19 protein-coding genes are annotated in these 22,482 nt (G+C 68.2%); 9 read left to right on the top strand and 10 right to left on the bottom strand.

What is annotated here, in order from left to right; genetic code table 11:
- Positions 1–17: 17 nt before the first annotated feature.
- From ACQP1O_RS34430 to ACQP1O_RS34415, 4 genes are all read right to left on the bottom strand, one after another.
- Positions 18–797, bottom strand: coding sequence for an SDR family NAD(P)-dependent oxidoreductase (locus ACQP1O_RS34430; protein WP_433562529.1), 780 nt, complete (start codon positions 795–797; stop codon positions 18–20).
- Entirely contained in the window at positions 797–1,222 is a 426-nt protein-coding gene (locus tag ACQP1O_RS34425) for an acyl carrier protein (RefSeq protein ID WP_354840754.1), read from the bottom strand. Before ACQP1O_RS34425 ends, ACQP1O_RS34430 begins: the two co-directional genes overlap by 1 nt.
- Before the next feature lie 99 nt (positions 1,223–1,321).
- Positions 1,322–2,254 carry an ACP S-malonyltransferase gene (gene fabD / locus ACQP1O_RS34420; RefSeq protein ID WP_433562528.1) on the bottom strand — a complete coding sequence of 311 codons (933 nt, stop codon included), beginning with the start codon at positions 2,252–2,254 and terminating at the stop codon, positions 1,322–1,324.
- Positions 2,255–2,495: 241 nt separating this feature from the next.
- Positions 2,496–3,092: a TetR/AcrR family transcriptional regulator gene (locus ACQP1O_RS34415; protein WP_433562527.1), complete on the bottom strand. Its 597-nt coding sequence runs from the start codon at positions 3,090–3,092 to the stop codon at positions 2,496–2,498.
- Positions 3,093–3,347: 255 nt separating this feature from the next.
- On the opposite strand from ACQP1O_RS34415, the gene ACQP1O_RS34410 reads away from it, so the two are divergent.
- Positions 3,348–4,217 carry an AfsR/SARP family transcriptional regulator gene (locus tag ACQP1O_RS34410; protein ID WP_433562526.1) on the top strand — a complete coding sequence of 290 codons (870 nt, stop codon included), beginning with the start codon at positions 3,348–3,350 and terminating at the stop codon, positions 4,215–4,217.
- Positions 4,218–4,299: 82 nt separating this feature from the next.
- Here the strand turns inward: ACQP1O_RS34410 and ACQP1O_RS34405 are convergent, their stop codons facing one another.
- The 6 genes from ACQP1O_RS34405 to ACQP1O_RS34380 form a co-directional block, all read right to left on the bottom strand.
- A complete protein-coding gene (locus tag ACQP1O_RS34405; protein WP_433562525.1) occupies positions 4,300–4,929 on the bottom strand; it encodes a hypothetical protein in 630 nt (209 codons plus the stop codon).
- 157 nt (positions 4,930–5,086) lie between these two features.
- Positions 5,087–7,882: a DUF5682 family protein gene (locus ACQP1O_RS34400; protein WP_433562524.1), complete on the bottom strand. Its 2,796-nt coding sequence runs from the start codon at positions 7,880–7,882 to the stop codon at positions 5,087–5,089.
- Between the two features lie 158 nt (positions 7,883–8,040).
- Positions 8,041–9,159, bottom strand: a complete 1,119-nt coding sequence (locus ACQP1O_RS34395) for an ATP-binding protein (RefSeq protein WP_354835976.1) — start codon at positions 9,157–9,159, stop codon at positions 8,041–8,043.
- A 13-nt stretch (positions 9,160–9,172) separates the two neighbouring features.
- Positions 9,173–10,513 carry a vWA domain-containing protein gene (locus ACQP1O_RS34390; RefSeq protein ID WP_433562523.1) on the bottom strand — a complete coding sequence of 447 codons (1,341 nt, stop codon included), beginning with the start codon at positions 10,511–10,513 and terminating at the stop codon, positions 9,173–9,175.
- Positions 10,510–11,886: a hypothetical protein gene (locus ACQP1O_RS34385; protein ID WP_433562522.1), complete on the bottom strand. Its 1,377-nt coding sequence runs from the start codon at positions 11,884–11,886 to the stop codon at positions 10,510–10,512. Before ACQP1O_RS34385 ends, ACQP1O_RS34390 begins: the two co-directional genes overlap by 4 nt.
- Complete coding sequence (locus ACQP1O_RS34380) at positions 11,886–12,287, bottom strand: hypothetical protein (protein WP_433562521.1); 402 nt, start codon at positions 12,285–12,287, stop codon at positions 11,886–11,888. The genes ACQP1O_RS34385 and ACQP1O_RS34380 overlap by 1 nt, the downstream gene beginning before the upstream one ends.
- A gap of 597 nt (positions 12,288–12,884) precedes the next feature.
- On the opposite strand from ACQP1O_RS34380, the gene ACQP1O_RS34375 reads away from it, so the two are divergent.
- The 8 genes from ACQP1O_RS34375 to ACQP1O_RS34340 all read left to right on the top strand — a co-directional run bounded on the left by ACQP1O_RS34375 (position 12,885) and on the right by ACQP1O_RS34340 (position 22,480).
- Positions 12,885–14,828, top strand: coding sequence for a serine/threonine-protein kinase (locus ACQP1O_RS34375; protein WP_433562520.1), 1,944 nt, complete (start codon positions 12,885–12,887; stop codon positions 14,826–14,828).
- Positions 14,829–14,972: 144 nt separating this feature from the next.
- Complete coding sequence (locus tag ACQP1O_RS34370; protein WP_433562519.1) at positions 14,973–16,244, top strand: glycosyltransferase 87 family protein; 1,272 nt, start codon at positions 14,973–14,975, stop codon at positions 16,242–16,244.
- 145 nt (positions 16,245–16,389) lie between these two features.
- The gene (locus ACQP1O_RS34365; RefSeq protein WP_433562518.1) at positions 16,390–17,796 is read left to right on the top strand and encodes a hypothetical protein; all 1,407 of its coding nucleotides are present in this window, start codon (positions 16,390–16,392) and stop codon (positions 17,794–17,796) included.
- 39 nt (positions 17,797–17,835) lie between these two features.
- Positions 17,836–19,083: an AAA family ATPase gene (locus ACQP1O_RS34360; RefSeq protein WP_433562517.1), complete on the top strand. Its 1,248-nt coding sequence runs from the start codon at positions 17,836–17,838 to the stop codon at positions 19,081–19,083.
- On the top strand, positions 19,080–20,309 hold the full coding sequence (locus ACQP1O_RS34355; protein WP_433562516.1) for a vWA domain-containing protein: 1,230 nt from the start codon (positions 19,080–19,082) through the stop codon (positions 20,307–20,309). Before ACQP1O_RS34360 ends, ACQP1O_RS34355 begins: the two co-directional genes overlap by 4 nt.
- A gap of 62 nt (positions 20,310–20,371) precedes the next feature.
- Positions 20,372–21,334: a DNA polymerase domain-containing protein gene (locus ACQP1O_RS34350; protein WP_433562515.1), complete on the top strand. Its 963-nt coding sequence runs from the start codon at positions 20,372–20,374 to the stop codon at positions 21,332–21,334.
- Between the two features lie 127 nt (positions 21,335–21,461).
- On the top strand, positions 21,462–21,971 hold the full coding sequence (locus tag ACQP1O_RS34345; protein ID WP_433567889.1) for a DUF3558 family protein: 510 nt from the start codon (positions 21,462–21,464) through the stop codon (positions 21,969–21,971).
- On the top strand, positions 21,971–22,480 hold the full coding sequence (locus tag ACQP1O_RS34340; protein WP_433562514.1) for a DUF3558 domain-containing protein: 510 nt from the start codon (positions 21,971–21,973) through the stop codon (positions 22,478–22,480). The genes ACQP1O_RS34345 and ACQP1O_RS34340 overlap by 1 nt, the downstream gene beginning before the upstream one ends.
- Positions 22,481–22,482 lie beyond the last annotated feature (2 nt).

The raw sequence follows: 22,482 nt of genomic DNA, 5'->3' as shown, positions 1-22,482 counted from the left end.
GTCACTCCTTTTCCGATTCAGCGGGAGACCAGGCGGCCATTGCTGAGCTGTACCGCCAGTCCGCCGTCCACGCGCAGCAATTCGCCGGTCACGTAGTCGGCGGCCGGACTCGCCAGGTAGGCCACCGCCTCGGCGACCTGTTGAACGGTCCCGTAGCGGCGCATGGGGACATGGGTGCGCCCGCGCCCGCCGTCGCGCTGCAGCAGGTCACCGATCAGATCGGTCGGGATCACCCCGCCCAGAACGGCATTCACGCGAACCCCGAACCGGGCCATCTCCACCGCGCAGGCCAGCGTGAAGGCGTTCATCGCGCCCTTGGAGGTGGAGTAGTTGGACTGCCCGGTGAGCCCCTTCTCGCCCATGATCGACGACACGTTCACGATCGAGCCCTCGCCCTGGGCCATGAGGTGCCCGGCCGCGGCATGGGTGCAGTTGAATGCGCCACCCAGGTTCACCCGGATGACCTCCCACCACACGGCGGGATCCATGTCGTGCAACAGGCCGTCGCGAGTGATGCCCGCGTTGTTGACCAGAATGTGCAAGCCGCCCAATTGTTCTCGCGTCTGCTCGACCAGATCGCGTGCCGCGCTGACGTCGGCGACATCGGCCCCGATGGCGACCGCGCGCCCGCCGGAGCGCTCGATCTCGGCGACCACCTCGAGGGCCTCGTCCTTGTGGGAGCGGTAGTTGACGGCCACGGCCGCGCCGCGACCGGCCAGGGTCAGGGCCACGGCCCGCCCGATGCCCCGGGACGCGCCGGTGACCAGCGCGACCCGGTCGGCGAAGTCGCCGGACATCAGGCGACAGCTTCGGCGTCGGCCGGACCGGCGGCGGCGCGCTGGGCGACCAGGTCCACCAGATTCCGCACGGTGACGAGGCCGAGCACCTGCTCACCGCGCAGCGGGCCGTTCAGTTTGGTCCGATCGAACTGCGGCAGCACCTTTTCCAGGTGTGCGAGGCCGATGTCGGAGACGATCTCGTTCTCGTCACCGAACTCGTCATCGGGGATGCCACCCTGCAGCAGCTCCTGGACATCGGCGACGGCGATCTTCACGCCGGTGTCGCGGTGGATGCGGAACAGGATGTCGAGCAGGTCGATGGATTCCGCGCCGAGCTCGTCGATGAGGGTGGCGTCGAGGGTCACCTCGGACTGGTCGATGCCCAGGGCGTCGGCGATCGCGTCGATGACGGCGGGAGCGAAATCGGTGCTGGTTTCGGGCATGGTTATCTCTTCCTTCGTGGTGGGGACACCGTTGGGTCCCCTGGGGCGCGGACGCCACAGGGGTGGGGATCGGCCGGGAAATCGGTCGGATTCGGCGGATCAGGCGTAGGCGGCGATGGCCGCGGCGATGCGGCGGGCGTCCTGGGTGCTGCGCACGGTGGCCGCGTCGAGCATGCGGTTGGCGAGCCCGGACAGGACGCGTCCGGGACCGATCTCGAGGTAGTCGGTGCAGCCGAGATCGGCGGCGGTGCCCATCACCTCGATCCAGCGGACCGGGGCGGTGAGCTGTCGGCGCAGTAGGTCGCGGGCATCGTTGCCACTCGAAATATTCTGCGCGGTAACGGAACTGAGGACATCGATGGCGGGGTCGCGGAATTCGGCGGCTTGCAGGTCGGCCGCGAACTGCTCCTCCAGCGAGGCCATGAGCGAGCAATGGAACGGCGCTCCGACCCGCAGCGCCACCAGGGAGCCCGCGCCTTCCTCGCGCAGTAGTTCCGCGGCGGCGTCCACCGCCTCCGCCGTGCCGGAGATGACCGACTGATCGGGAGCGTTGTAGTTGGCGAGTTCGACCACGCCGGCCACTCCCGCGCAGATCTCCTCGATCCGCGCTGCGGGCACCCCGGACACCGCCGTCATGGCACCCGGCACCGCCGCGGCGATACCGGCCATCAGCTCGCCCCGGCGTCGCACCAGGGTCAACGCGTCGGCGAGGTCCAGCACCCCGGCCGCGACCAGCGCGGTGAACTCGCCGAGGCTGTGCCCGGTCACCATGTCGGGGGAGAAGCCCTCGGCGCGCAGCACCTCGAAGATTGCGAAGGAGGTGGCCAGGATCGCGGGTTGCGCGATCTCGGTGGCCCGCAACTGTTCCGCGTCACCCTCGGTGCACAGCTTGCCCAGGGGCAGGCCCAGCACCTCGTCGGCGCGCTCGAATACCACCCCCGCCGTGCCGGGATGTTCCCGGATCAGGTGGGCGGCCATGCCCTCGCGCTGGGAACCCTGGCCGGGAAACATGGCGATCACACTGGCGTTCATGTTGTCTTCCGAATCCTGCTGGTAGCCACGGCTACTGCGAGACAAATCCCGAACGTCGCTGTTCTCGCCCCGAGTATGTGAATCCAGGCTCGAGCAGTCCTCGAGGAAAACCAAACACGCAGTAACTATCTGAGCGACGTCGGCTTTCCGGCTGGACGCTGCTCGTGCGGTAACTGGACATGGCGCGACGCTAACCAGGGGCGGTTAGGAGCGGGTTAGGGGTCAGCGGGCGCGATCGAGCTCAGCCGCAATGGCTTTCGAGGTAGAGCTGCAGTACCAGCCGGCCCTGGCTGACCGCCCACTCGTTGCGGGGGACGTCCCGGTAGGCGTGTTCGATGGTGCCCTCGGCGATCGCGATCGCGACCCCGAACACGCGGGGATCGGTGTGTGCGGGCATCACCCCGGACTTCAGCAGCAGGTGGCCGAACGAGTGCGCACAACGGCGCTGATGGAGCTGGACCACGTCGCTGTCGCCGTAGGTGAAGTAGAGCGCGACGAATTCGAGATGCCGCAGGAAGTGGGTGCGATGCACGGCGGCGAACAGGTCGATCGCGTGCGGGATGCTGTCCGCGCGAAGCGTTTCGATCTCCGTCGCGACCCGCTGGTCGATCTGTTCCATGTCGCGGTCGAGTAGCTGGCGGAACACCGCCTCCCGATTGGCGAAGAACTGGTAGAGCGTCGCGATCGGCACGGCGGCGCGCTCGGCGATCGCGCGGGTCGTCACGACGTCCATGCCGTGCTCGTCCACGAGTTCCCGTGCCGCGTCCAGGATGCGCTCGACACGTTCCCTGCTGCGCGACTGCACAGGTGCGCGTCGGAGGCGCCCTAGCTCGGACACCGGATCATGATCGCAGACGACTCGGCGTGGCGGCAAAACATGAGCGGAACATGATTATTCGCCCGATCGCCCAGGTAGCGGCGTGAAGGAAACATTACTGTTTCGTGGGTCGCGCGAAGAAGTCTCGCGACTGGAGTCGATTCACGAAACATCCACTTGCGCAGGCAAGTTGGCCGTGCGAACATAGCCGCCAGCGGAAATTGGATGCGAGATTGATTGTGGTGAAATGCATTTGAATATTTCTGCGGTTCGCCTATGACGCAAGGAGTTTCATTGATGCCATCAGGTGAACGGGCGATCCATGTCAAACTGATGGGGGAGTTCGCCATTTCGGACTCCGGTGCGGATTGTGTCCGGTGGCGCGCGAGCAAGGCTCGATCGCTGTTCGGAGTGTTGCTCGTGAACCGCAATAGCGTCGTGGGTAAGGAGCGGCTGCGAGAGCTGTTGTGGCCGGGCATCGATGGGCCCAGTACGTCGTTGAAGGTTACGGTGCACGCCCTGCGCAGAACGTTGGATACTCACTTCGGACCCGAGCGGCGAGACCTGCACATCGAGTTCCGGGATTTCGGTTACATCATGGACGTGAGTGACGACGTGATCGTCGATTGCCAAGAATTCGAGCGGTATACGGCGGCCGCACGTGAGGCCGTCGCGCGGGGCCTGCGGGAGGAGGCACTGGGCCTCTATCGACGGGCCGCCGCACTCTACTCGGGCGAGTTTCTCGACGGCGAATCCGACAGCTGGGTGATCGAACACAGGCACTGGCTGCGTTCGATGATCCTGAGCGCATTGAACACGCTGGCCGAATACGCGCTCGAGGCAGGAGAACTCGCCGATGCGGCCGACGCGTGCCGCCGCACATTGGCCATCGACACGGCGAACGAGGCGGCTTTTCGCCGGCTGATGACGATCCACGCCCGGCGCGGGGAGTTGCAGCAGGCGGAACAGTGGTACGCGCTGTGTGCGCAACGTCTGCGGGAGCAGTTCGAAATCGATCCCAACCAGGACACGCGGTCGCTGCGGCATCGCCTGCTCGGCAGTGAATTTCTGGAGGGCGCTCGCCCGGTCCGTGCGGGCCGCCGGGCTCGCGACGGCGTCTCGAATCGCATGGGCTCGATCGTCTGACCGCGGAGGGCGAGCGCGCCCGAACCCGCGCAACCCAGCTCATGCGAGAAGGCCCGGTCCATCAGGACCGGGCCTGTCGCATTCAGAGGGTGCCGTTCTCGATGTCGCGTTTCAGGGCGGCCTGGTACGCCTGGTGGGATGAGATGCCGTTGTCGGCGGTGAAGCCGATGAGCAGCGGGTTCGCGATGAAGGTGAGGTGCTCGTTCACTGTCGTGGTGCCGTTGCCGTTGTCGACGAAGGTGATCTTCTGATGGGTGATGATGCCCGGCGAGTCGTAGCTGTCGGTGAGGTAGTAGTGATCGGCCGGGTAGAGGCGCTGTTCCGCCTGGGTTTTCGCGGGATAGTCGACCGAGCCCATGGGAACGTTCTCCAGCGCGGTGAAATCGATGGTCTCGGTGACGCCGTCGGTGCAGGTGCGATGCACGATGATGTCCTGGAGGAACGGATGCCGTCCGATATCGTTGCGCAGGTTCGAGTACACCGTCCATACCTTGGCGAGTGGCGCGTTGATAGTGATCGGCAGATCGGCCGTTCGTGTCGCCGTGCCGGACGACGGACTCTTCTGGGCGGCCTGATACGTAGCCCAGCCGGTTTGCCAACCGGCGGTATAGGCGTTCGGGGTGTCGGTACAGGTCGGTGCGGAATCCGCCTGCGCCACCGGTGAACCCGTCGCGAATGACAGGGCCATTGCGCATCCCACAAGATATTTCACGGGCGGACTGTAACGTGTTCTCGCGCCCTTCGCGAGACGCGCAGGAATTCGATACCGAACCGTATGAATTGTGATGCGGGCCTCCGACCAGCAATGCATGGTGCGAATGACTGTCCGGCCGGCTGCCCGTTGAACGAGCGAGCCGGCCGGACCCGCGTCAGCTTCGCGCGGCCTCCACTCCTAGCCGCCCGGCCAGCGCGGTCGCGGTGTCGGGGAATCGCTCGAGCAGGCCGGTTACCTCGTGGTTTCCGGCCGGGCCGGCCTCCTGCCAGCCGCCCTCGATGCCGAGCAGTCCGCTGAGCGCGTCGCAGGCGGCAGGGTGGGCGGCCAGCAGTTCGGTGACCGGCCCGCGCGGTGCGGCCACCACCGGCGGTGCGGCCGTGGTGAATTCGACCGACCAGGGCGGGATGAAGGCGTCCACGGCGGGCAGCGCGCCGGGGAAGGTGCGGCCCGCTTCCCGGACCAGTCCCGGGATCAGATCGCCCGCCTGATCCTTCAGGGTGGTGATCAACTTCGGCAGCCAGGGCAGTAGCACCGCGTCCGGCAGCGTGCCGAAGGCCTTCGACAACAGTTCCACCACAAAGGGTTTCAGTGCCGGAGCCGGGTCGATGGCCTGCACGAAACCGCTCACGTACTGCGGAACCGTCGGCAGCACCAGTGGATTGGCCAGCATCCCGTCGCACCGCGCGCGCAGTTCGGCCATGGTCAGCAGGCCGAGCTGGAACCGCGCCGCCCACAGCAGGGCCACCTTGGCCGGCGCCTCCGGATGCGATTGCAGCACCGCCAGTTCCAGCTGGGTGTGATCGCAGCCCAGCGACAGCGCCAGGTTCTCCATCCCGAACAGGAAGCCCAGCATGGCCGCCACCTGCGCCGGCCCGCTCTCCTCGGCGGCGAAGGCGGTGGGCAGCAGCGTGCAGTAGTGCGCGTACCCGGCTGTCACGAACCGTTCGCACCAGGCCGGCAAGCCGTCCTCGGTGGAGCGGAAGTAGTTGAGCAGTACGCGGATGCGCCGCAGCACGACGGGCGCGTCGTCCACTGTCCGTTCGGCGGCGAGGAGTTCGACCGCGCGATGGCCCAGCTCATCGGCGAGCCGGACCGATCGCAGATACACCAGCGCGTCCTCGACCGCACCCAGCGCCACGGCCGCGGTCGCGTCCGGTGCGGCGACCGCGCGCCGCAGGCGCTGCTCCAGCACCTGCTCCACCGACACACCCTCGTAGCCGAGCTCCACCAGTGAGCGCTGGTGTTTGCCGAGCCCGACGTCCCAGCTCTCCTGGATCGAGGTCTCACCCAGTCCTCGCGAGCCCATGATGGGCCGCAGCGCGTCCTGCGGCAGCAGCCTGCGCAGCAGCCACAGCAGATCCGAGCACGGGCGCAGGTCGGGATTCGTCTTCAGGTCGAGCAGTGCGCGTTGCAGCGTCCGCTTGGACAGATCCAGACCCAGCGGTGCCAGCCGGTCGAGCACATCGCGGGCGAGCGGCGGCAGCGCCGCGTACCCGACCTGGCCGATGCGGTCGCCGCCGAGCAGGATCTCGCACAGCCGCCGCACATCCCGCCGCCCCGGCACCCGGTCCTTCTCGAGGCAGGTGACGGCCGCGTCCTGGAAGTCGTACGGCGTCGGACGGGCGCGATTGCGCAAGCCCGCCAACAGGATCGAGGTCTCGAAGATGGCGATGGCGTCGGCGGTGCTGGCCAGGTAGCCGTTGCGCCGGGCCAGCCGGACGATATCCACCGACCATTCCAGGAGTTCGGCCTCGTCGAGCGGGTCCAGGACCGGTGGCCGGGACAGGAAGCCCGAAAGCCGGTCCGTCACTGCGGTTTCCGGTTCCGATGGCAGTGGCGGCTGCTTGGCGCGCTTCTTCGCTCCCTGCTGGCCCTCCAGCTGGAACGACTGCAGTTTGCCGCGCCGCAATCCCTTCGCCCAGGTGGCCGCCGCGATCGAGACCGCGCCGCCGGCCAGCCCGAACTGCGCCTCGATGGCGGAATGGCTGGACGGGATCAGCCCGTAGTGCCATTTCGTGGCCGAGCGCGGCGAGATCTCGAACGGCTCCGACGCAGCCAGTCCGAACTGTTCGACCGGGCTGGCCGCATGGGCCGCGCCACACACGTACAACGCCTGCGCCGGATCGATCTCGTTGGCGGCCAGGTGTTCCCGCATGCGGGTCCACATGTACCGCTCGCGGTCCTCGTCCTCGACGGTGCTGCCGCGCCGCAGCCGCCGGAACAGGCTGCCGATCATCACCATGACCTGACGGTAGGTGTCGTAATCGGCGTCCACGAGGGGCTGCTCGACGTACTGGTCCCACCACTCCGACCAGTGCCGGACCTTGCCGTGGTGCAGCAGATGTTCTTCCAGTTCGGCGAAACGCGGTCGCAGGTCACCGATTTCGAGGCCGACCGCGCCGCCGTGCAGGCCGTCGTCCTCGGGCTGCTCGCCGTCGGCGGGTGTCTCCGACTTCTCCGCCTCGGGAGCCCACTGGAAGACGTGATCGGTGGACCGATCCACCAGTACCAGTTCGACGCCCGGCGTATCGAGCGAGTAGGCGATGGCCTGGTACTCGGCCGACGATTCGGTGATGGGCGCGACCACGGACAGCGGCGCCCATTCCGCGGGGAAGCCCTCGATCTCGGTGGCGAAGGCCTGCAGCGCAATCGGCAGGCGGCAGTTGCGCAGCTCGTCCAGCAGCGGCCGCATGTCCTCGCACAATTCCAGGTAGATGACGCTCGGCTGCTTCTCGCGCAGCCGTCGCACCATGGCCAGACCGGAGGCGGGCGAGTGATGACAGACCGGGAAGATCTCCAGCCGCTCCGACAGCGCCCGGTCGACATCGTCGACGATGCCCGCCAGGATGTCGCCCGCCGCCCCGGGTGCGCCGGCGAACGCGACGGCCGCGTCCGCCAGCTGATCCCGCAGCGCGGCAAAGGTATTCGGCGCGGGCCGGGTGTCGGACACGCTTACGGCTGCACCTCGCTGGCGCTCGGTTCCGCCGTGCGCGTGGGCGCGCTGTGTCGATGGTTCGCTCGCAAGCTCGCTCACGGCTCCACCTCGCTGGCGCTCGGTTCCGCCGTGCGCGTCGGCGCGCTGTGTCGATGGTTCGCTCGCAAGCTCGCTCACGACAGCCTCGCGATCGCCGCCCGGCCGCCCTCGAGGAATTCGCCCCAGGCGGCATCGCCCTTCTTGTCCTTGGTGCGGGGCTCGACGACGCCGTGCAGGTACTTGTTGAGAATCGCCAGGTCCTCGGGCGTGCGCCGGGCCAGTGACCCGACCAGCGAACCGGCGAGGGTCTCCGCGCGCAGTTCCTTCGCACCGAAGAACTGGCTGTGCAGGATGGCGTCCTCGAGCACGCCGATCTGCTCGGCGGTGGACAGTGCCGACTCCAGCTTGTCGTCGTCGCTGGTGGCGGCCGCCGCGGCGGCGCGCAGATCGGCGAAGCTCTCCAGCAGGATGTCCAGCAGCGTGGGCGGCAGTTCCAGCTCGATGGAATGGCGGCGCAGCAGTTCCGCGGTGCGGAAACGCACGATCTCCGCCTCGCTCTTCTTGTTGGAAACCACCGGGATTCGCACGAAGTTGAAGCGCCGCTTGAGTGCCGAGGACAGGTCGTTCACGCCGCGGTCGCGGCTGTTGGCGGTGGCGATGATGGAGAAGCCCGGCTGCGCGAACACCACATTGTCGTCATCGAGTTCGGGGATCGAGACGTACTTCTCCGACAGGATGGAGATCAGCGCGTCCTGCACATCGCTGGTGGAGCGGGTCAGCTCCTCGAAGCGGCCGATCACGCCCTGCTCCATGGCCGTCATGATCGGGGACGGGATCATCGACTCCCGCGACTGACCCTTGGCGATGACCATGGAGATGTTCCAGGAGTACTTGATGTGGTCCTCGGTGGTGCCGGCGGTGCCCTGCACCACCAGCGTGGAATTGCGGCTGATGGCCGCGGACAGCAGCTCGGCCAGCCAGCTCTTGCCGGTACCCGGATCGCCGATGAGCAGCAGACCCCGGTCCGAGGCCAGCGTGACGATGCTGCGCTCGACGAAACTGCGGTCACCGAACCACTTCTGCTCCACCTCGCGGTCCAATCCGTCGGCGCGTTCGGAGCCGAGAATGAAAAGCCGTACCATCTTCGGGCTCAGCCGCCACGCGAACGGCTTGGGGCCGTCGTCGATGGACTCCAGCCAATCCAGTTCCTCGGCGTACTTGACCTCGGCGGGGGCGCGCAAAACGTCGTTCATGATGGCAGGTCTCCTAGTCGAGAAAGTTCTTGAGTTCGTGCACGAGCTTCTGGATGCGTCCGGAAATCACCGGGGTGCCAAGGTTTTTGAACCGTTCGCGGAACCACGGGTTGACGCTCTGGTGGCCGGAGCTGTTCACCGAGCCGACCGGGATGAGCTTCACCCCGGAGCGGTGCACCGCCTCCATGGCCTCGAACAGCGGCTGGGAGCGATCGAACTCGTAGAAGTCCGAAATCCACACCAGCACGGTGTTCTTCGGGTCGGTGATCTTGGGCTGGGCCATGGCCATGGCGACCGGGCCGTCGTTGCCGCCACCGAGATTGGTGCGCAACAGCACCTCGAACGGGTCGTGCACCCACGGGGTGAGATCCAGGGCGCGGGTGTCGTAGGCGATGAGATGCACATCGACCTTGGGCAGGCCCGCGAATATCGACGCCAGAATGGTGCAGTTCACCATGGAGTCGACCATGGAACCGGACTGGTCCACCACCACGATCATGCGGGCGGGGACGGTGCGCTTGGCGGTCTGGCGGTAGTACAGCCGGTCGACGTAGAGGCGCTCGTCCCGGGGGTTCCAGTTGGGCAGGTTCTTCCAGATGGTCCGGTCCACATCCAGATTGCGCAGGATGCGCTTGGGCGGGACCGAGCGGTCGACGGTGCCCACACTGGTCTGCTGCACCTGGGTGCGCAGCACTTCGGCGACCTCGTCGATATAGCGACGAATGAGGCGTTTGGCATTGGCCAGGGCCACGCCGGACAGATTGTGCTTGTCGCGCAACAGTTGTTCGATGAGCGACATGCTCGGGGTGAGCTGGGCGGCCAGGTGCGGATCGGCGAGCACCTCGCGCAGCCGCATGCGGGACACCAGCTCACCTTCCAGACCGGTGAGCACGCCTTGCACGGCGCCGGCCTGCTCCTCGCCCAGGCAGCGCCGCAGCCAGTTCGCATCGGACTGCCAACCTGCCAACTGGGTGGCGCTGACCTGGCCGGAGCCGGTGGCGAACACGTTCAGCAGCAGCTTGGAAACCAGTGCGGCGGTGCGGACATCGGCCGCGTCGATGGATTGGGGCGCGGCGGCTTCGGTTTCGTTCCCGGCGGCTTCGGTTGCCGCTTCCTCGGTCGCGGAGTCACCGGTTTCGGAGAAGTCGAGGCTTTCGAACTCCGCCCGCATCTCCGGATAGCGTTGCACCACATTGTCGATGGAGATGCCCGGATCGAGCACGGCCAGCGGCAAACCCAGATCGTCGACGATGCCCGCGCCGGCCTGCTCCAGCGTCGGTTGCTGATCTCCGGTGAAGACACCGGCCAGGAGACGCCAGTACAGGATCTGGCGTCGCGTTTCATGATTCGTCATTTGCGCAGCAACCGTCCCGCGCGCTCGCGCAGCACTGCCACGGCATCGCCCGACCGGGCCTGTGCCTTGGCGACTTTCGGATCCGTCGGGCCGAGCGCCCAATCACCGTTGTGGAAGGTGGTGAGCGCGCCCTTGACCTTGCGCTGCACGGCCAGCGGCCGCACCGACCAGACGCCCGCATCCCAGCGCAGCAATCCGATCATGGCGCCGGAACCGGTCACGCCGGCCGGAGTGACCGGACCGGCGGACGGCAGCGCGTCCAGCTCCACCCGAATCCGCTGCTCACCCATTTCCAGTACACCGTCACGGAACCGGTACCCCTCGAGCACAACCGGTTCGGCGATGTGCACCGGATCGCGATCCAGCGGCGCGACGGCCGGGGCCTGTGCCTGCGGCAGCTGCACGGTGGCGGTGACGAACGGATCGGCGGCCTCCCCGGCCTTCGCCCGATCGTCATCCCACAGCAGGTCACCGGTCGCCGTCAGCGGCATATCGGTGAGCTCCAGCGCGCGGTGCCCAGCCAGCGCGGTCAGCAACTGGCGATGGGTGCTCAACAGCTGCCACACCGCCGGTCCCACAATGGTGTCCACCTTGGCCGCCGCCACCGACACCCGCACCCGGCGGGCCGGTGCGCCCGCGATCTCGAGCACGCCGTGCACCTGGGCCTGTACCGCGGTCCCGTGCTCGTGCAGGTCCACGCCGAGCGGGAGCAGGCGACCCGAAACCGGCTCGGTGGCAGCGGATTCCGCGCCGCGCCAGGACAGCAGCAGGGCGCGCGTCCACAGATCGGCCCAGCGTCGCGCGGGTACCCGGTCCATGGTGGCGATCGGTGCGGACGCGCCCAGTTCGGCGGTGAAGCCGTCCAGCAGCATCGCCAGCCGCCGCAGCGCGGGTTCGGCCAGCAGCGATTCCACGGTCTGATCCGCGGCCGCCACCAGGTCGTGGTCCACGCCCCGCCATCCGGCGATGGCCAGTTCGGCCAGCCAGGCGCGCGAACCCGCCGCGAGCGGGCTCGGTGCGGCCGCATCCGGCGACGCCGCCCACTCGGATCGATTGCGGCCCATGGCCGTATCGGCCTGGTCCACCAGTGCGTCGTGCACCGCGCCCAGCAGGGCGGCCCGGGCGGCGGCCAGCGCCGACAGCTCATCCGCGCCGATCGCCCCCGTGCTCACCTTCGACACCGCCGCCGAAACCGCCTCGGCCAGAGGCGAACCCGCCACTGCCGCGGCCAGCGCCGCCAGCGCCGCGCTCTGCGGTTCGGAAACCCGGGCGAAGCCATTGACCAGAGCGGAATCGAAGCCGTTCACCGCGTCCAGAGCGGCCTCGACGCCGGTGGGCGCATCCGCCAGTGCGGCCAGTTGTACAGCCTGCATCAGCGACCCACCCCCGCCGGGAACCAGTGCAGCTCCGGAATCGGCGTCGCGCTACCCGGCAGCTCCAGGTAGGTCAGATGCCGCAGGAACCGGCTGAACACCGCGGCGGCCGGAGCCGGATCGCGAGTTCCATTGAGGCAGTGTGCAAGCCGAGAACCCTCCGGGACCTCGACCCGCAGGAACCGCGCCACCCGATCCTGCCCGTACTGGAGCACCGCTTCATCGATCAGCGCGTCCAGATGCTTGCAGGCCCACCCCTGATTCAACCCACCGCACGGCCGGTTGTTGTTGGTGCTGCAGCTCAGCCCGTGCGTCCCCGCGGTCACCGATGCCACGTACACCCGTGAGATATCGGAGCCACTCGACACCACCCCTTGCAGGCGTCCGTCGGCCAGTTCCACGAACGGCACCTTGTTCAATTTCCGCGGCGCGACAGCGGGCAAAACCCGCACCACAGAAGCGCTTTCCCAAGCCGGTTCACCCGGCGTGGCACTCGGATTCGAGGCCATCGTTCTCCCTCCCGGTCGATCACGATGCGCCCAAGGTATGTGACCCCACCGACAAGTCCCGTTCCACCCCCGAACCGGCTGGTGAGGAGCCCTTCCCGCGGCGGATCCGGAGCCCATCGGACGGCGACAGCGACCGTTGTGAACGGAGCCTCGCCGTCGGAAGCAGCCGTATTGCACTGACTTGCAACGTAATTCAGATTTCTGACTCGGGAATCCGTGCAATTCAGCGCCATTCACATCGCCCTGTGCCGTGAGACCCGGCTCGTCCACCGTCGGCGGGTTCTCGGATTTCCATCGAATCCGTGCACAGCGGTGGTCCCCTCGGCTCCACGACGATCCGAAGGGCGGGGTCGGTCGGATCGCCCGCTCGAACCGGTTTCGTCACCGATCGGGTGAGAACTGCGCCGGCGAAATTGACGGTGCGCTCTGCCAACTCGCCGCGCGATAAAATCGATCATGGCTCGGGGTTTCAGCTCGGGGTGATGTGCGATGGGTGATCGGCCGACCGGCGATGCCACCGCTGCCTTCGATCCATTGGCCGATCGGGCGGTGAGTGATCGGTCGAGCGCGCCGATCGCGAGTGACGAGCTCGAGCCGGGGGATCGGATCGACGATTTCGATCTGCTGCTGGAGCTGGGCCACGGCTCGTTCGCCAGGGTGTTCCTGGCGCGGCAGCGCTCGATGCAGCGGCTGGTGGCGGTGAAGGTTTCCACGGACCACGGCATCGAACCCCAGACGCTCGCCCGGTTGGAGCACGAGTACATCGTCCGGGTCTACGACCAGCGGGTGCTGCCGGACCGCGGGCTGAAACTTCTGTACATGCAGTACCTGCCGGGGGGAACGCTGGCGGCGGTGCTGAAACGTGTCCGCGAGACCCCGCCGGAGCAACGCAGTGGACGGTTGCTGCTGGACGCCGTCGACGCGGCATTGGAGGAGAAGGGCGAGATCCGCACCACGGGCCTGCGGGTGCGCGAGGAAATCGCCGCCCTGTCGTGGCCGGAGACCGTGGCCTGGCTCGGACGCCGGCTCGCCGAGGCACTGGACTACGCCGAGCGACAGGGCGTCCTGCACCGCGACATCAAGCCCGCGAACATCCTGCTCTCCGCCGACGGTGTGCCGAAGCTGGCCGATTTCAACATCAGTTTCAGCAACCACCTCGCGGGCAGCAGTCCGGTGGCGTACTTCGGCGGCTCCCTGGCCTACATGTCGCCCGAGCATCTCGCGGCGAGCCACCCGGCGCTGCGCGGCACGGTCGGCGACTTGGACACGCGCAGCGACATCTACGCCCTCGGCGTCGTGTTGTGGGAGCTACTGACCGGGCGGCGACCGTTCCCCCGGGTCGAGGCGAAGGATTCGTTGGACTATGTCGAGCAGGAACTCGCGCTCCGCCGCCGCCCGATCGCGGAGGAATTCCTGGGCGACCTGCCCGCCGACTGCCCGGCCTCGCTGCGCCGCGTGCTGCTGACCTGCCTGTCGCCACGACGGGATGATCGGTGGGCCAATGGCGCGGAGCTGGCTCAGCAATTCGAGCTGTGCCTCGACCCCCGGGCCCGGGATCTGGTCGACCCGCCACAGCGCTCCCGGCGGCCGACCGGACCACTGTGGCCGCTGCCGATGATCGCGATCGCGATCGGAATACCGAACGTGGTGGCGGCTGGGTACAACTATTACTACAACAAAACGCTCATCATCAGTAAGCTCACGCCCGCAGCTCAGCGGTCCTTCGACTATGTCGCGTCGGTGCTGATTCCGCTCGCTATTGCGGTGGGCGGAATTCTGATTCTCTACGTGTCACGCCGCCTGATTCTCGTACCCATTGGTTTGCGCCTGGGTTGGAACTACAGCGAGAAGACCCTCACTCGGACGCGCATCGATGCCCTGCGGCTCGGCAATCGGGCGGTGTGGATCGCCTTCGTGTTCTGGGTGCTCTGCGGAGTGATCATCCCGGTGATGCTGAACCTGATCGCCGGCGGCGTTCCACGCGGCACGTACGTGCATTCCTTGCTGGCAGTGGTCGTGTGCGGGGCAATCGCGGTGGCGTATCCGTATTTCGCGGTCACCTGGTACGTGGTGCGGTGCCTGTATCCCGTTTTCCTGGTGCACGGACGGTCCGACGCCGCCGATATCGACCATCTGGGCCGCCTCGCCGGGCGCACCGGTTTCTACCTCACCGTGGCCGCCGCGGTGCCGCTGGTCGGCGTGACCGGCATAACCTTCCTTCCGGGCGCGGAGATCGAATCCATTATCTGGGCGGTCCGGATCCTGTGCGTGGGCGGCATCATCGGCTTCGTGCTCGCCTATCTGCTGTACGGCGTCATCGAGAAAGACATCGAGGCGCTCGAACGCGTTGCCTCCGCATCCGACACGTGTGCCGAGGGCACGGACGGGCCGAGCCCTGATACGGCCTTGGCGACGTCCACGCGGCAGGACTAGGGGGCGGAAGTCCTAGGTGGGCACGGCGGTTGCGCTGGTCCGAGCGGTTCGCGCGGACGTCTGCGATCGCCGTCGATCCTCATCGGCGAGTCTCGGAGGGTGCGGGTGTACGTATGGGAGGGGACGCCGATAATGTGATGGCGGATGAGTTGTTCTACCGCTGTTGCTGACCCCAAGTCGCTGGGCCGCCGTTTCGGGCGGGTGATGTGGCTGGTTCCGGCGTTGTGTGTGGCCTTCACCGCGCTGTGCCTGATGCTGCCCGTGTGGCCCTTCAAACAGATCACCGGTGGGTTCATCGACCTGCAGGTGTACCGGCTGGGCGTGCAGACGCTATGGCACGGCGGGGATATGTACGGGCAGTTGCCGCAGACCACGATCGGGATCGGGCTGCCCTTCATCTATCCGCCGTTCTCCGCGCTGGTGCTGTCGCCGTTCGCGGCGTTGCCCTGGGACGTGGCTCGTACCGGGTTCTTCGTGACCTCGGTGGCCGCGCTGGCGATTTCGTTCTACCTGGTGGCGCTGCGGGTGTGGCCGGGGGAGAGCCGGCAGCGGCTCGGGCTGTGGGTGACCGCCTGCGCCACGCCGCTGGCCCTGCTGCTGGAGCCGACGCACTCGACGCTGGATTTCGGGCAGGTCAATCTGCTGCTGATGGTGCTCGTGGTGGCCGACTGCCTGACGGAGAAGCCGAAGTGGCGGCGCGGCATGCTGATCGGTATCGCGGCCGCGGTGAAGTTGACGCCGGCCGCGTTCATCCTCTACTTCCTGATCCGGCGTGATTACAAGGCCGCCGCCACGGCCGCGATCACCGGTGCCGTGGCGACCGCGCTGACCTTTGCCGTGTTGCCGCACGCCTCGGTGAAGTACTGGTTCGGCGGGTTGGGCAATGTGTCGGGACTCAGCGGTTCGGCATTCCACACCAATCAGTCGATTCAGGCGGTGCTGTCCCGGTTCGAGATCCACAAGCCACTGCTCACGATTCTGTGGCTGGTGCTGAGCGCCGCACTGCTGGCGCTGGTGGTGCCCGCTATGCGCCGCGCGGCGGACTTCCCGCCGCTGGCTCTCGGAATCAACGCGGTCTTCACGCTGCTGGTGTCCCCGATCTCCTGGTCGCACCACTGGATCTGGATCGCCCCGGCCCTGCTGGCGATGCTCGGCTACGCGACCCGGTTGCCCTGGCGCCGCGCCGCGGGCTGGTACGTGGTCACCGCTGTCACGACCGCGATCTTCGTGATCGGCCCGCAGAATTGGCTCCCGGACGGTGAACATCGCGAATCGCACTGGACGCCTTGGCAGCACCTCATCGGCAACACCTATGTCTGGTTCAGCGTGCTGCTGGTGGTGCTGTTCCTGTTCAGCACCCGGCGGCGTGCGCGGCCCGTCGACCAGAACCACGCGGTTGGTGCGCTGGTACGTTAGGCCCCTTCCTGTTTCACCATTTCCTGTTTCAGCTCGCGGTAGTGCGCCGTGGCTGGACCGGATCGGGGGAAGGGGTTATTCTCGGCCAGGTGTTGACTCCTTCTGAACAAAGATTGGGGGTCCCGTTCGTGCCAGGTGAGTGCTGATGCGCACTTCGAGTACGAACAGGGACGATTCCCGCTTTTCCTTCTGGCTGCGCGTGCGTGAATTCGCCGTGCCGCCGTCCATGATCGAGACCGCGACTGCCCGGCGTTGCGTCGGGGATTGGGCTGGGGCCTGTGCCGCAGCGGGTTTCGATGTCGATATCGATATGCGTTCGCTGGTGCGCGCCCACGGCCGGGAACTCGCCGCCCGGGTGCGGGCCGATCTACGCCATCTGGCACCGGACCTGTTGCGCTGGCACATGCCGCGGATTGCTCCTGACGGTCTGCTTCGGCCGGGGCTGACGATCGCCCTGGCACGATACGATCCGGGAGACTCCGGAAGCCGTTGCGGCAGAGAGTGTTCCGTGTATCTGGTCGTCCGTACCGCGCCCGCTTGGGCGGATGCGGGCCAGCGAGTCAGCCTCGGACTCTGGGACGGATCCCGCTCAGGTGCCGGCCTGCACCCGCATTCCCGTCCCAACCGGCGGTTCCGGCTCGATCTGCACCGTCATCTGTGGGATGCCCGCAGCAGTGATGAGCTGCGGATGCGTTCCGGTGCTGCGCGATTCGCCGACGAAGACAGGCCGGGCTCCGGGCTGTCGGAGCTGGTGCCGCCGGGGTGCGCCGTCGACCGATGGGCGGCGGAGGCGGGAATACTGCTGCAGGCCCACGGGCGCCGGGCCGGGCCGGTCCTGGTTCGGTGTGGCGCACGGCGGCGGTTCGTCGTCGATGTGTCGGTGCCCATGGATGATTCGCCGGTTTTGCGGATCGAGGAGAGGTTTCCGCGGGGCGGAATGTCTGCGCTGCCGGTGCTGCCGGACGCGGCGACCTGGGTGCTGCCCGATCTGGAACTGCTTCGTGCCGGCGCCATCACGCCCGATCGGCTGCACCCACTGGTTGCGTCGGCGCTGGTAACGGATCATTCGCCGGCCGATATCTCCCCGATTGCCGACCCGGCGGGCGGGCCGCACCTGGTGGACTGCCGGGGCGAGCTGCACCGCATCGGACTGGTGAACGGGGTGCTGTCCGCACTGGACCACGATCCGGCGGAGATCCGCAGAGAGGAGTTGCTGGTCGCATTGACCGGCACTCCGCTGCCCTGTCTGCAGGCCATCGACCGGGCGCATCGGCATCCGGATTGTCTTGTCGGCGTTCGTGAACGGCTGGACCACGGCGACACCGCCGGTGCGCTGGCCATTGTCAACGGTCTGCTCGGGCCCGACGCGCTGCTGCGTGCGGGAGCGCTGCGGGACGAACTCGAGGCTTCCGCACGACGGCGGATCGGATACGGACTGTTCCGAGCCGGGCTGACCACACCGGCGCTGAGCCCACCGGCGGCCACACGCGATCATGCCCGCCGATGCCGCAGCGGAAGTCGCGCGCATCCGCGCCACGCGACCTCACGCTGAGCGTTATCCAATTCCTTTACACCCAAAGGTGATTCACACATGTCCGTAGATACCCCATGCGCTCCGACCGTGAACAGCCCCCACCCTTCTCAACTCGACGTCGCAGGCGAACTGCTGAACCTGCTGGGCGCGGTGACCACCGAGCCGCGCCCGAACATCCAATTGGACGCGCTGACGCTGGCGGTGGCCGCCGACCTGCCGGTGCTGCTGTGGGGCGAGCCCGGGATCGGCAAGACCGCGGCCCTGACCCAGCTCGCCGCATCCCTGGATCTTCCACTGACCACGGTGATCGCGAGTGTGCATGAGCCGTCGGACTTTTCGGGCCTGCCCATCATCGGAGACGACCCCGCGACGCACGGCGTGCCGATGGCGCCGCCGGACTGGGCCGTCCGGCTGGTGCGGGCCGGTCGCGGGCTGCTGTTCCTGGACGAACTGTCGACCGCGCCGCCGGCCGTGCAGGCGGCCCTGCTCCGCCTGGTCCTGGAACGGCGGATCGGTGCACTGCGCCTGCCGGACGGTGTCCGCATCGTCGCCGCCGCCAACCCGCGCTCCTCGGCGGCCGACGGCTGGGAGCTGAGTCCGCCGCTGGCCAACCGCTTCGTGCACCTGCAGTGGACGCACGATCACGATGTGGTCGTCCGGGGCCTCGGCGGCACCTGGCCGCGCGCGACCTTGCCCACGCTCGCTCCGGAAAAGGTCACGGAGGCAGTGTCTTTCGCACGCCGTGCGGTGTGCGCACTGCTCGCGGCGCGTCCCGAACTCGTCCATCGACTGCCCAGCACCGAAACCCGCAGGGGTGGTGCCTGGCCGTCGCCGCGCAGCTGGGAGATGACGGTGCGGCTGATCGCCTTCGCCACCGCGGCCGGCTCCGGACCGAACGTGCTGTCCCTGCTGGTCCGGGGCGCCGTCGGTGACGGTCCCGGTTTCGAACTGCTGACCAGCATCGACCGGATGGACCTGCCCGACCCTGAGGTGCTGCTCGCCGATCCGGCCGCCGCCGAGCTGCCCGAGCGTGGCGATCTCCGTCAGGCCGTGCTCGACGGTGTGGTGGCGGCAGTCCGCTTGCGGCCGGAGCGATCCCGCTGGGACGCGGCATGGGCGCTGCTGGTGAAGGCCGTGGAATCCGGTGCGCCGGACCTGGTGGTCGTCCCCGCCACGACCCTCGCCACCCTGCGCCGGGACGACTGGGACGTGCCCGCCTCGATCGAACGACTGGCCGGCATGGTGTCGGTGTCGCAGGGTGCGGATCGCGCCGCTGCCCGGGTCGCCGTGCGGGCGGGCCGATGACACCGGACACCGCGCGGCTCGATTTCGACAAGCTCTTCGCCGCCCGGCTGCTGGCCGCCCGGGCCCGGCCGTATCTGGCGACGGCGCTGTTCGCGCTGCACCTGGTCGAGTCGCCGCGGGTGCCGACGATGGGCGTGGACCGGTACTGGCGGTGTTATGTGTCGCCGGCGTTCGTGAACTACACGCCGGTGGAGGACCTGGCCTCGGTCCTGGTGCACGAGGTGTCGCATCTGCTGCGCGAACATCACAGGCGCAGTGACCGATTCGCCCGGGAGCACGACCTGACCGGCCCGGCGGAGCGACTGCGGATGAATATCGCCGCGGATGCCGAGATCAACGACGACGCGTTCGGTGACGGCCTGGTCCAGCCCGACGGGGCGGTGCTGCCGTCGACGCTGGGGTTGGGCTCCGGTGAGCTCATGGAGGACTACCTGCGTCAGTTCCGCCTCGGGCCGCGCACCGCGGACCTGGCGTGGCTGGACTGCGGCAGCGGCGCCGACGGCCTCGACCGGGAATGGGAACTGGGGCCGGACGGCGCGGACGGGCTGAGCGAACAGGAACGCGACGCCGTCCGATTTCGCGTGGCGCAGGGCATTATCGGCCGTCCGGGGCATGCACCCGAGGGGTGGCGCCGGTGGGCGGAGGAGGCGGTGCACCCGCCGCAGCCGTGGCGGGATCTGCTGGGAGCGGCGATCCGCGCGGCGGCTTCCGCCCCCGGTGTCGGCGAGGACTACACCTACGGGCGGCCCGCGCGGCGCTCGGCCGGAGTGCCCGGCGTCGTCCTGCCGAGCCTGCGGCGCACCCCGCCACGCGTCACCGTGATCATCGATACGTCGGGGTCGGTCAGCGACGCCGAACTGGGCAGCGCGCTGCTCGAAACGGCGGCCATCGCCCGGACCGTGGGCGGCCGCCGCGACTCGGTCACCGTGCTGTCGTGCGACGCCGCGGCCCGGATCGCGGATCCCCTGTGCCGTGCCGAGGACATCCCGCTGATCGGCGGCGGGGGAACGGATCTGCGCAGCGGCTTCGCCAAAGCGCTACGCGCGCAACCCCGTCCGGATGTGATCGTGGTGCTGACGGACGGTCAGACACCCTGGCCGTCCGCCCGCCCCGGGTGCCGTACGGTCGTGGGCTTGTTCCGCCGCGACCCCGCCTGGCGGGAAGACGATCCGGAGTACGTGCCGGACCGCCCGCCCGGCTGGGCAAGCGTCGTCGATATCGGGTGACGGCGCGGGCCGTCACGGCCGCGATGGTTGACGGCGGTACGGGTGTGGCGCATGGTGGGCCGATGGGCGATGACGTGCGGGCCGGGTTGAAGTTCTCCAGTCTCGACAGTCCCTTGTTCGACGGGGCCGAGGCCACCAAGGGCGATCTGATCGACTATCTGGAGGCGATCGGCGAGCGGATGGTGCCGGCATTGCGGGAGCGGCCGCTGTCGGTGGTGCGGGTGCGGCCGGGACAGGAGCCGTTCATGCAGAAGAATCTGCCCAAGTACACGCCGGAGTGGGTGCGGCGGGTGACGCTGTGGGCGGGCAGCTCGAAACGGGAGGTGTCCTATGCGCTGTGCGATGACGTGCGGACGCTGCTGTGGTTCGGGAATCAGCGCGCGGTGGAGTACCACGTGACACTGCTGTACGCGGAGGGTCTCGCCGACTATTCCGGCAGCCCAACGCATCTCGTGCTGGATATCGACCCGGCGCCGGATCAGCCCTTCGCGCAGGTGGTCGGGGCCGCGCAGCTCATCCGGGAAGCGCTGGCGGCGGACGGGCTGGCGGGTGTGGTGAAGACCAGTGGCTCCAAGGGCGTGCACATCTTCGTCCCGGTCGTGCCGGGCGTCGACCTCGAGGATGCCGCGGCGGCGACCCGGGCGATCGCCGCGCGCGCCGAACGGCTCGATCCGCAGCTCGCCACTACCGCGTTCATTCGAGAAGACCGGGGCGGCAAGGTCTTTCTCGATTCGACCCGCGCCGGCGGCGCGACGGTGGTGTCGGTCTACAGCCCGCGGATCCGTCCGGGCGCGACCGTCTCGTTCCCGGTCGCCTGGGCGGACCTGCCCGACATCGACCCGCACGACTTCACGATTCGCACGGCGGCCAAGCTGCTCGGCGACCGCGATCCCTGGGCCGAGGCCATGCCCGAACCCCAGTCGCTCCCCGCGGATCTGATCGCCGAGGGGCACACCATCCCGGTGGCGCGGGTGCAGGCCATGCACGAGGGCAAGCGCCGCGCCCGCGCCCGCCGGGAGAACTGACTCAGGCCATCGGTTGTCATGCGACCGGACCTCGTCGCAGTGCTCATCCGCGGATTCATCGGGGCGCAATGTGTCGGTGCGTCGCCGATCGCACGATTCGGGCGGTTCGCCTACGCTGGTCGGCGTGATGAGAGCGGTGGGCACGGCGGTGGGGATCGCCCTGATCGGGATGGTGGTCGCGGGCTGCGGCTCCTCCGATCGGCAGGCGGCGCCGGCCACGACGACCGCGGCCAAGGCGGTCGTTCCGTCGCCGAACACGATCGGGCTGTGTGGCGGGGTGTCCGACACCGAGGTGGTCCAGGCGACGGGAGCCGGGGATGCGCGACGGGTTTCGGAGAATCCGGTGAGCTGTGCCTGGCAGCCGGCCACGGGCGGCGACTACGCGGTGACCTTCCACTGGTTCCGCGGCAGCGCGCTCGAGGATCGCCGCGGCCAGGTCACCACCGGTAAGCCTGCCACCGTCCAGGTCGGCGGGCAGCCTGGCATCGAGTGGCAGGGCGCGCAATCCTGCGAGGTGGCCGTCGCATTCGGCAACTCCGATTTCATCGACTGGTCCGAGCGCGCCGTCGGCGCACCCTCCTGCCAGGGTGTGGAACAGCTGGCGGCGGCCACCCTGACGAGGGCGGGGCAGGGTTGATGGGGCTCGGCGCGCGAATCACGGTGGCGGCATTGCTGATCGCCGCACTGTCGGGCTGTTCACACGGCGATCAGCAGACCCGGGTGCGGCCCGCCGAGGATCCGAACCTGCTGGCGGGCTGCGGTCCGCTCGACGACCAGAAGCTGGCGAGCGCCATCACCGTCACCGGACTGCGGCAGCAGAGCGCGCCCACCGTCTGCAACTGGACCGCCACCAATTCGGGTGGCGGCGCGGTCGACCTCACCTATGCCTGGCTGCGCGACGACACCCTCGCGCGCGAGGTCCGGATCGCCGATCAATTCGGCTACCAGATCGAGCGGGTGTTGGTGAAACACTTCGGCGGCATGTACTGGCGCGATCCGAAGGATCCCGGCAGTTGCGCGGTGACGGTCGCCGATACCGGGACCGTCACCTGGTGGGTGCAGAACCGCGGTCATACCGCGCAACCCGATCCGTGCGCGGCCGCCATGAACCTGATGGACGCCACGCTCTCCGTCGACGGCGTCTAGCG

Source organism: Nocardia sp. CA-151230 (assembly GCF_050942175.1).
Taxonomy (GTDB): domain Bacteria; phylum Actinomycetota; class Actinomycetes; order Mycobacteriales; family Mycobacteriaceae; genus Nocardia.
The sequence above is the reverse complement of the archived record's forward strand: the minus strand, read 5'-3'. Positions and strand labels throughout refer to the sequence as shown.

What these genes read in the sequence shown, in the direction of transcription:
- ACQP1O_RS34410 (WP_433562526.1), top strand. Translation starts at nt 3,348, where the DNA reads ATGACGCAAGGAGTTTCATTGATGCCATCAGGTGAACGGGCGATCCAT.
- ACQP1O_RS34345 (WP_433567889.1), top strand. Translation starts at nt 21,462, where the DNA reads ATGAGAGCGGTGGGCACGGCGGTGGGGATCGCCCTGATCGGGATGGTG.
- ACQP1O_RS34370 (WP_433562519.1), top strand. Translation starts at nt 14,973, where the DNA reads ATGAGTTGTTCTACCGCTGTTGCTGACCCCAAGTCGCTGGGCCGCCGT.
- fabD (WP_433562528.1), bottom strand. Translation starts at nt 2,254, where the DNA reads ATGAACGCCAGTGTGATCGCCATGTTTCCCGGCCAGGGTTCCCAGCGC.
- ACQP1O_RS34350 (WP_433562515.1), top strand. Translation starts at nt 20,372, where the DNA reads ATGGGCGATGACGTGCGGGCCGGGTTGAAGTTCTCCAGTCTCGACAGT.
- ACQP1O_RS34425 (WP_354840754.1), bottom strand. Translation starts at nt 1,222, where the DNA reads ATGCCCGAAACCAGCACCGATTTCGCTCCCGCCGTCATCGACGCGATC.
- ACQP1O_RS34365 (WP_433562518.1), top strand. Translation starts at nt 16,390, where the DNA reads ATGCGCACTTCGAGTACGAACAGGGACGATTCCCGCTTTTCCTTCTGG.
- ACQP1O_RS34395 (WP_354835976.1), bottom strand. Translation starts at nt 9,159, where the DNA reads ATGAACGACGTTTTGCGCGCCCCCGCCGAGGTCAAGTACGCCGAGGAA.
- ACQP1O_RS34355 (WP_433562516.1), top strand. Translation starts at nt 19,080, where the DNA reads ATGACACCGGACACCGCGCGGCTCGATTTCGACAAGCTCTTCGCCGCC.
- ACQP1O_RS34360 (WP_433562517.1), top strand. Translation starts at nt 17,836, where the DNA reads ATGTCCGTAGATACCCCATGCGCTCCGACCGTGAACAGCCCCCACCCT.
- ACQP1O_RS34375 (WP_433562520.1), top strand. Translation starts at nt 12,885, where the DNA reads ATGGGTGATCGGCCGACCGGCGATGCCACCGCTGCCTTCGATCCATTG.
- ACQP1O_RS34390 (WP_433562523.1), bottom strand. Translation starts at nt 10,513, where the DNA reads ATGACGAATCATGAAACGCGACGCCAGATCCTGTACTGGCGTCTCCTG.
- ACQP1O_RS34430 (WP_433562529.1), bottom strand. Translation starts at nt 797, where the DNA reads ATGTCCGGCGACTTCGCCGACCGGGTCGCGCTGGTCACCGGCGCGTCC.
- ACQP1O_RS34385 (WP_433562522.1), bottom strand. Translation starts at nt 11,886, where the DNA reads ATGCAGGCTGTACAACTGGCCGCACTGGCGGATGCGCCCACCGGCGTC.
- ACQP1O_RS34340 (WP_433562514.1), top strand. Translation starts at nt 21,971, where the DNA reads ATGGGGCTCGGCGCGCGAATCACGGTGGCGGCATTGCTGATCGCCGCA.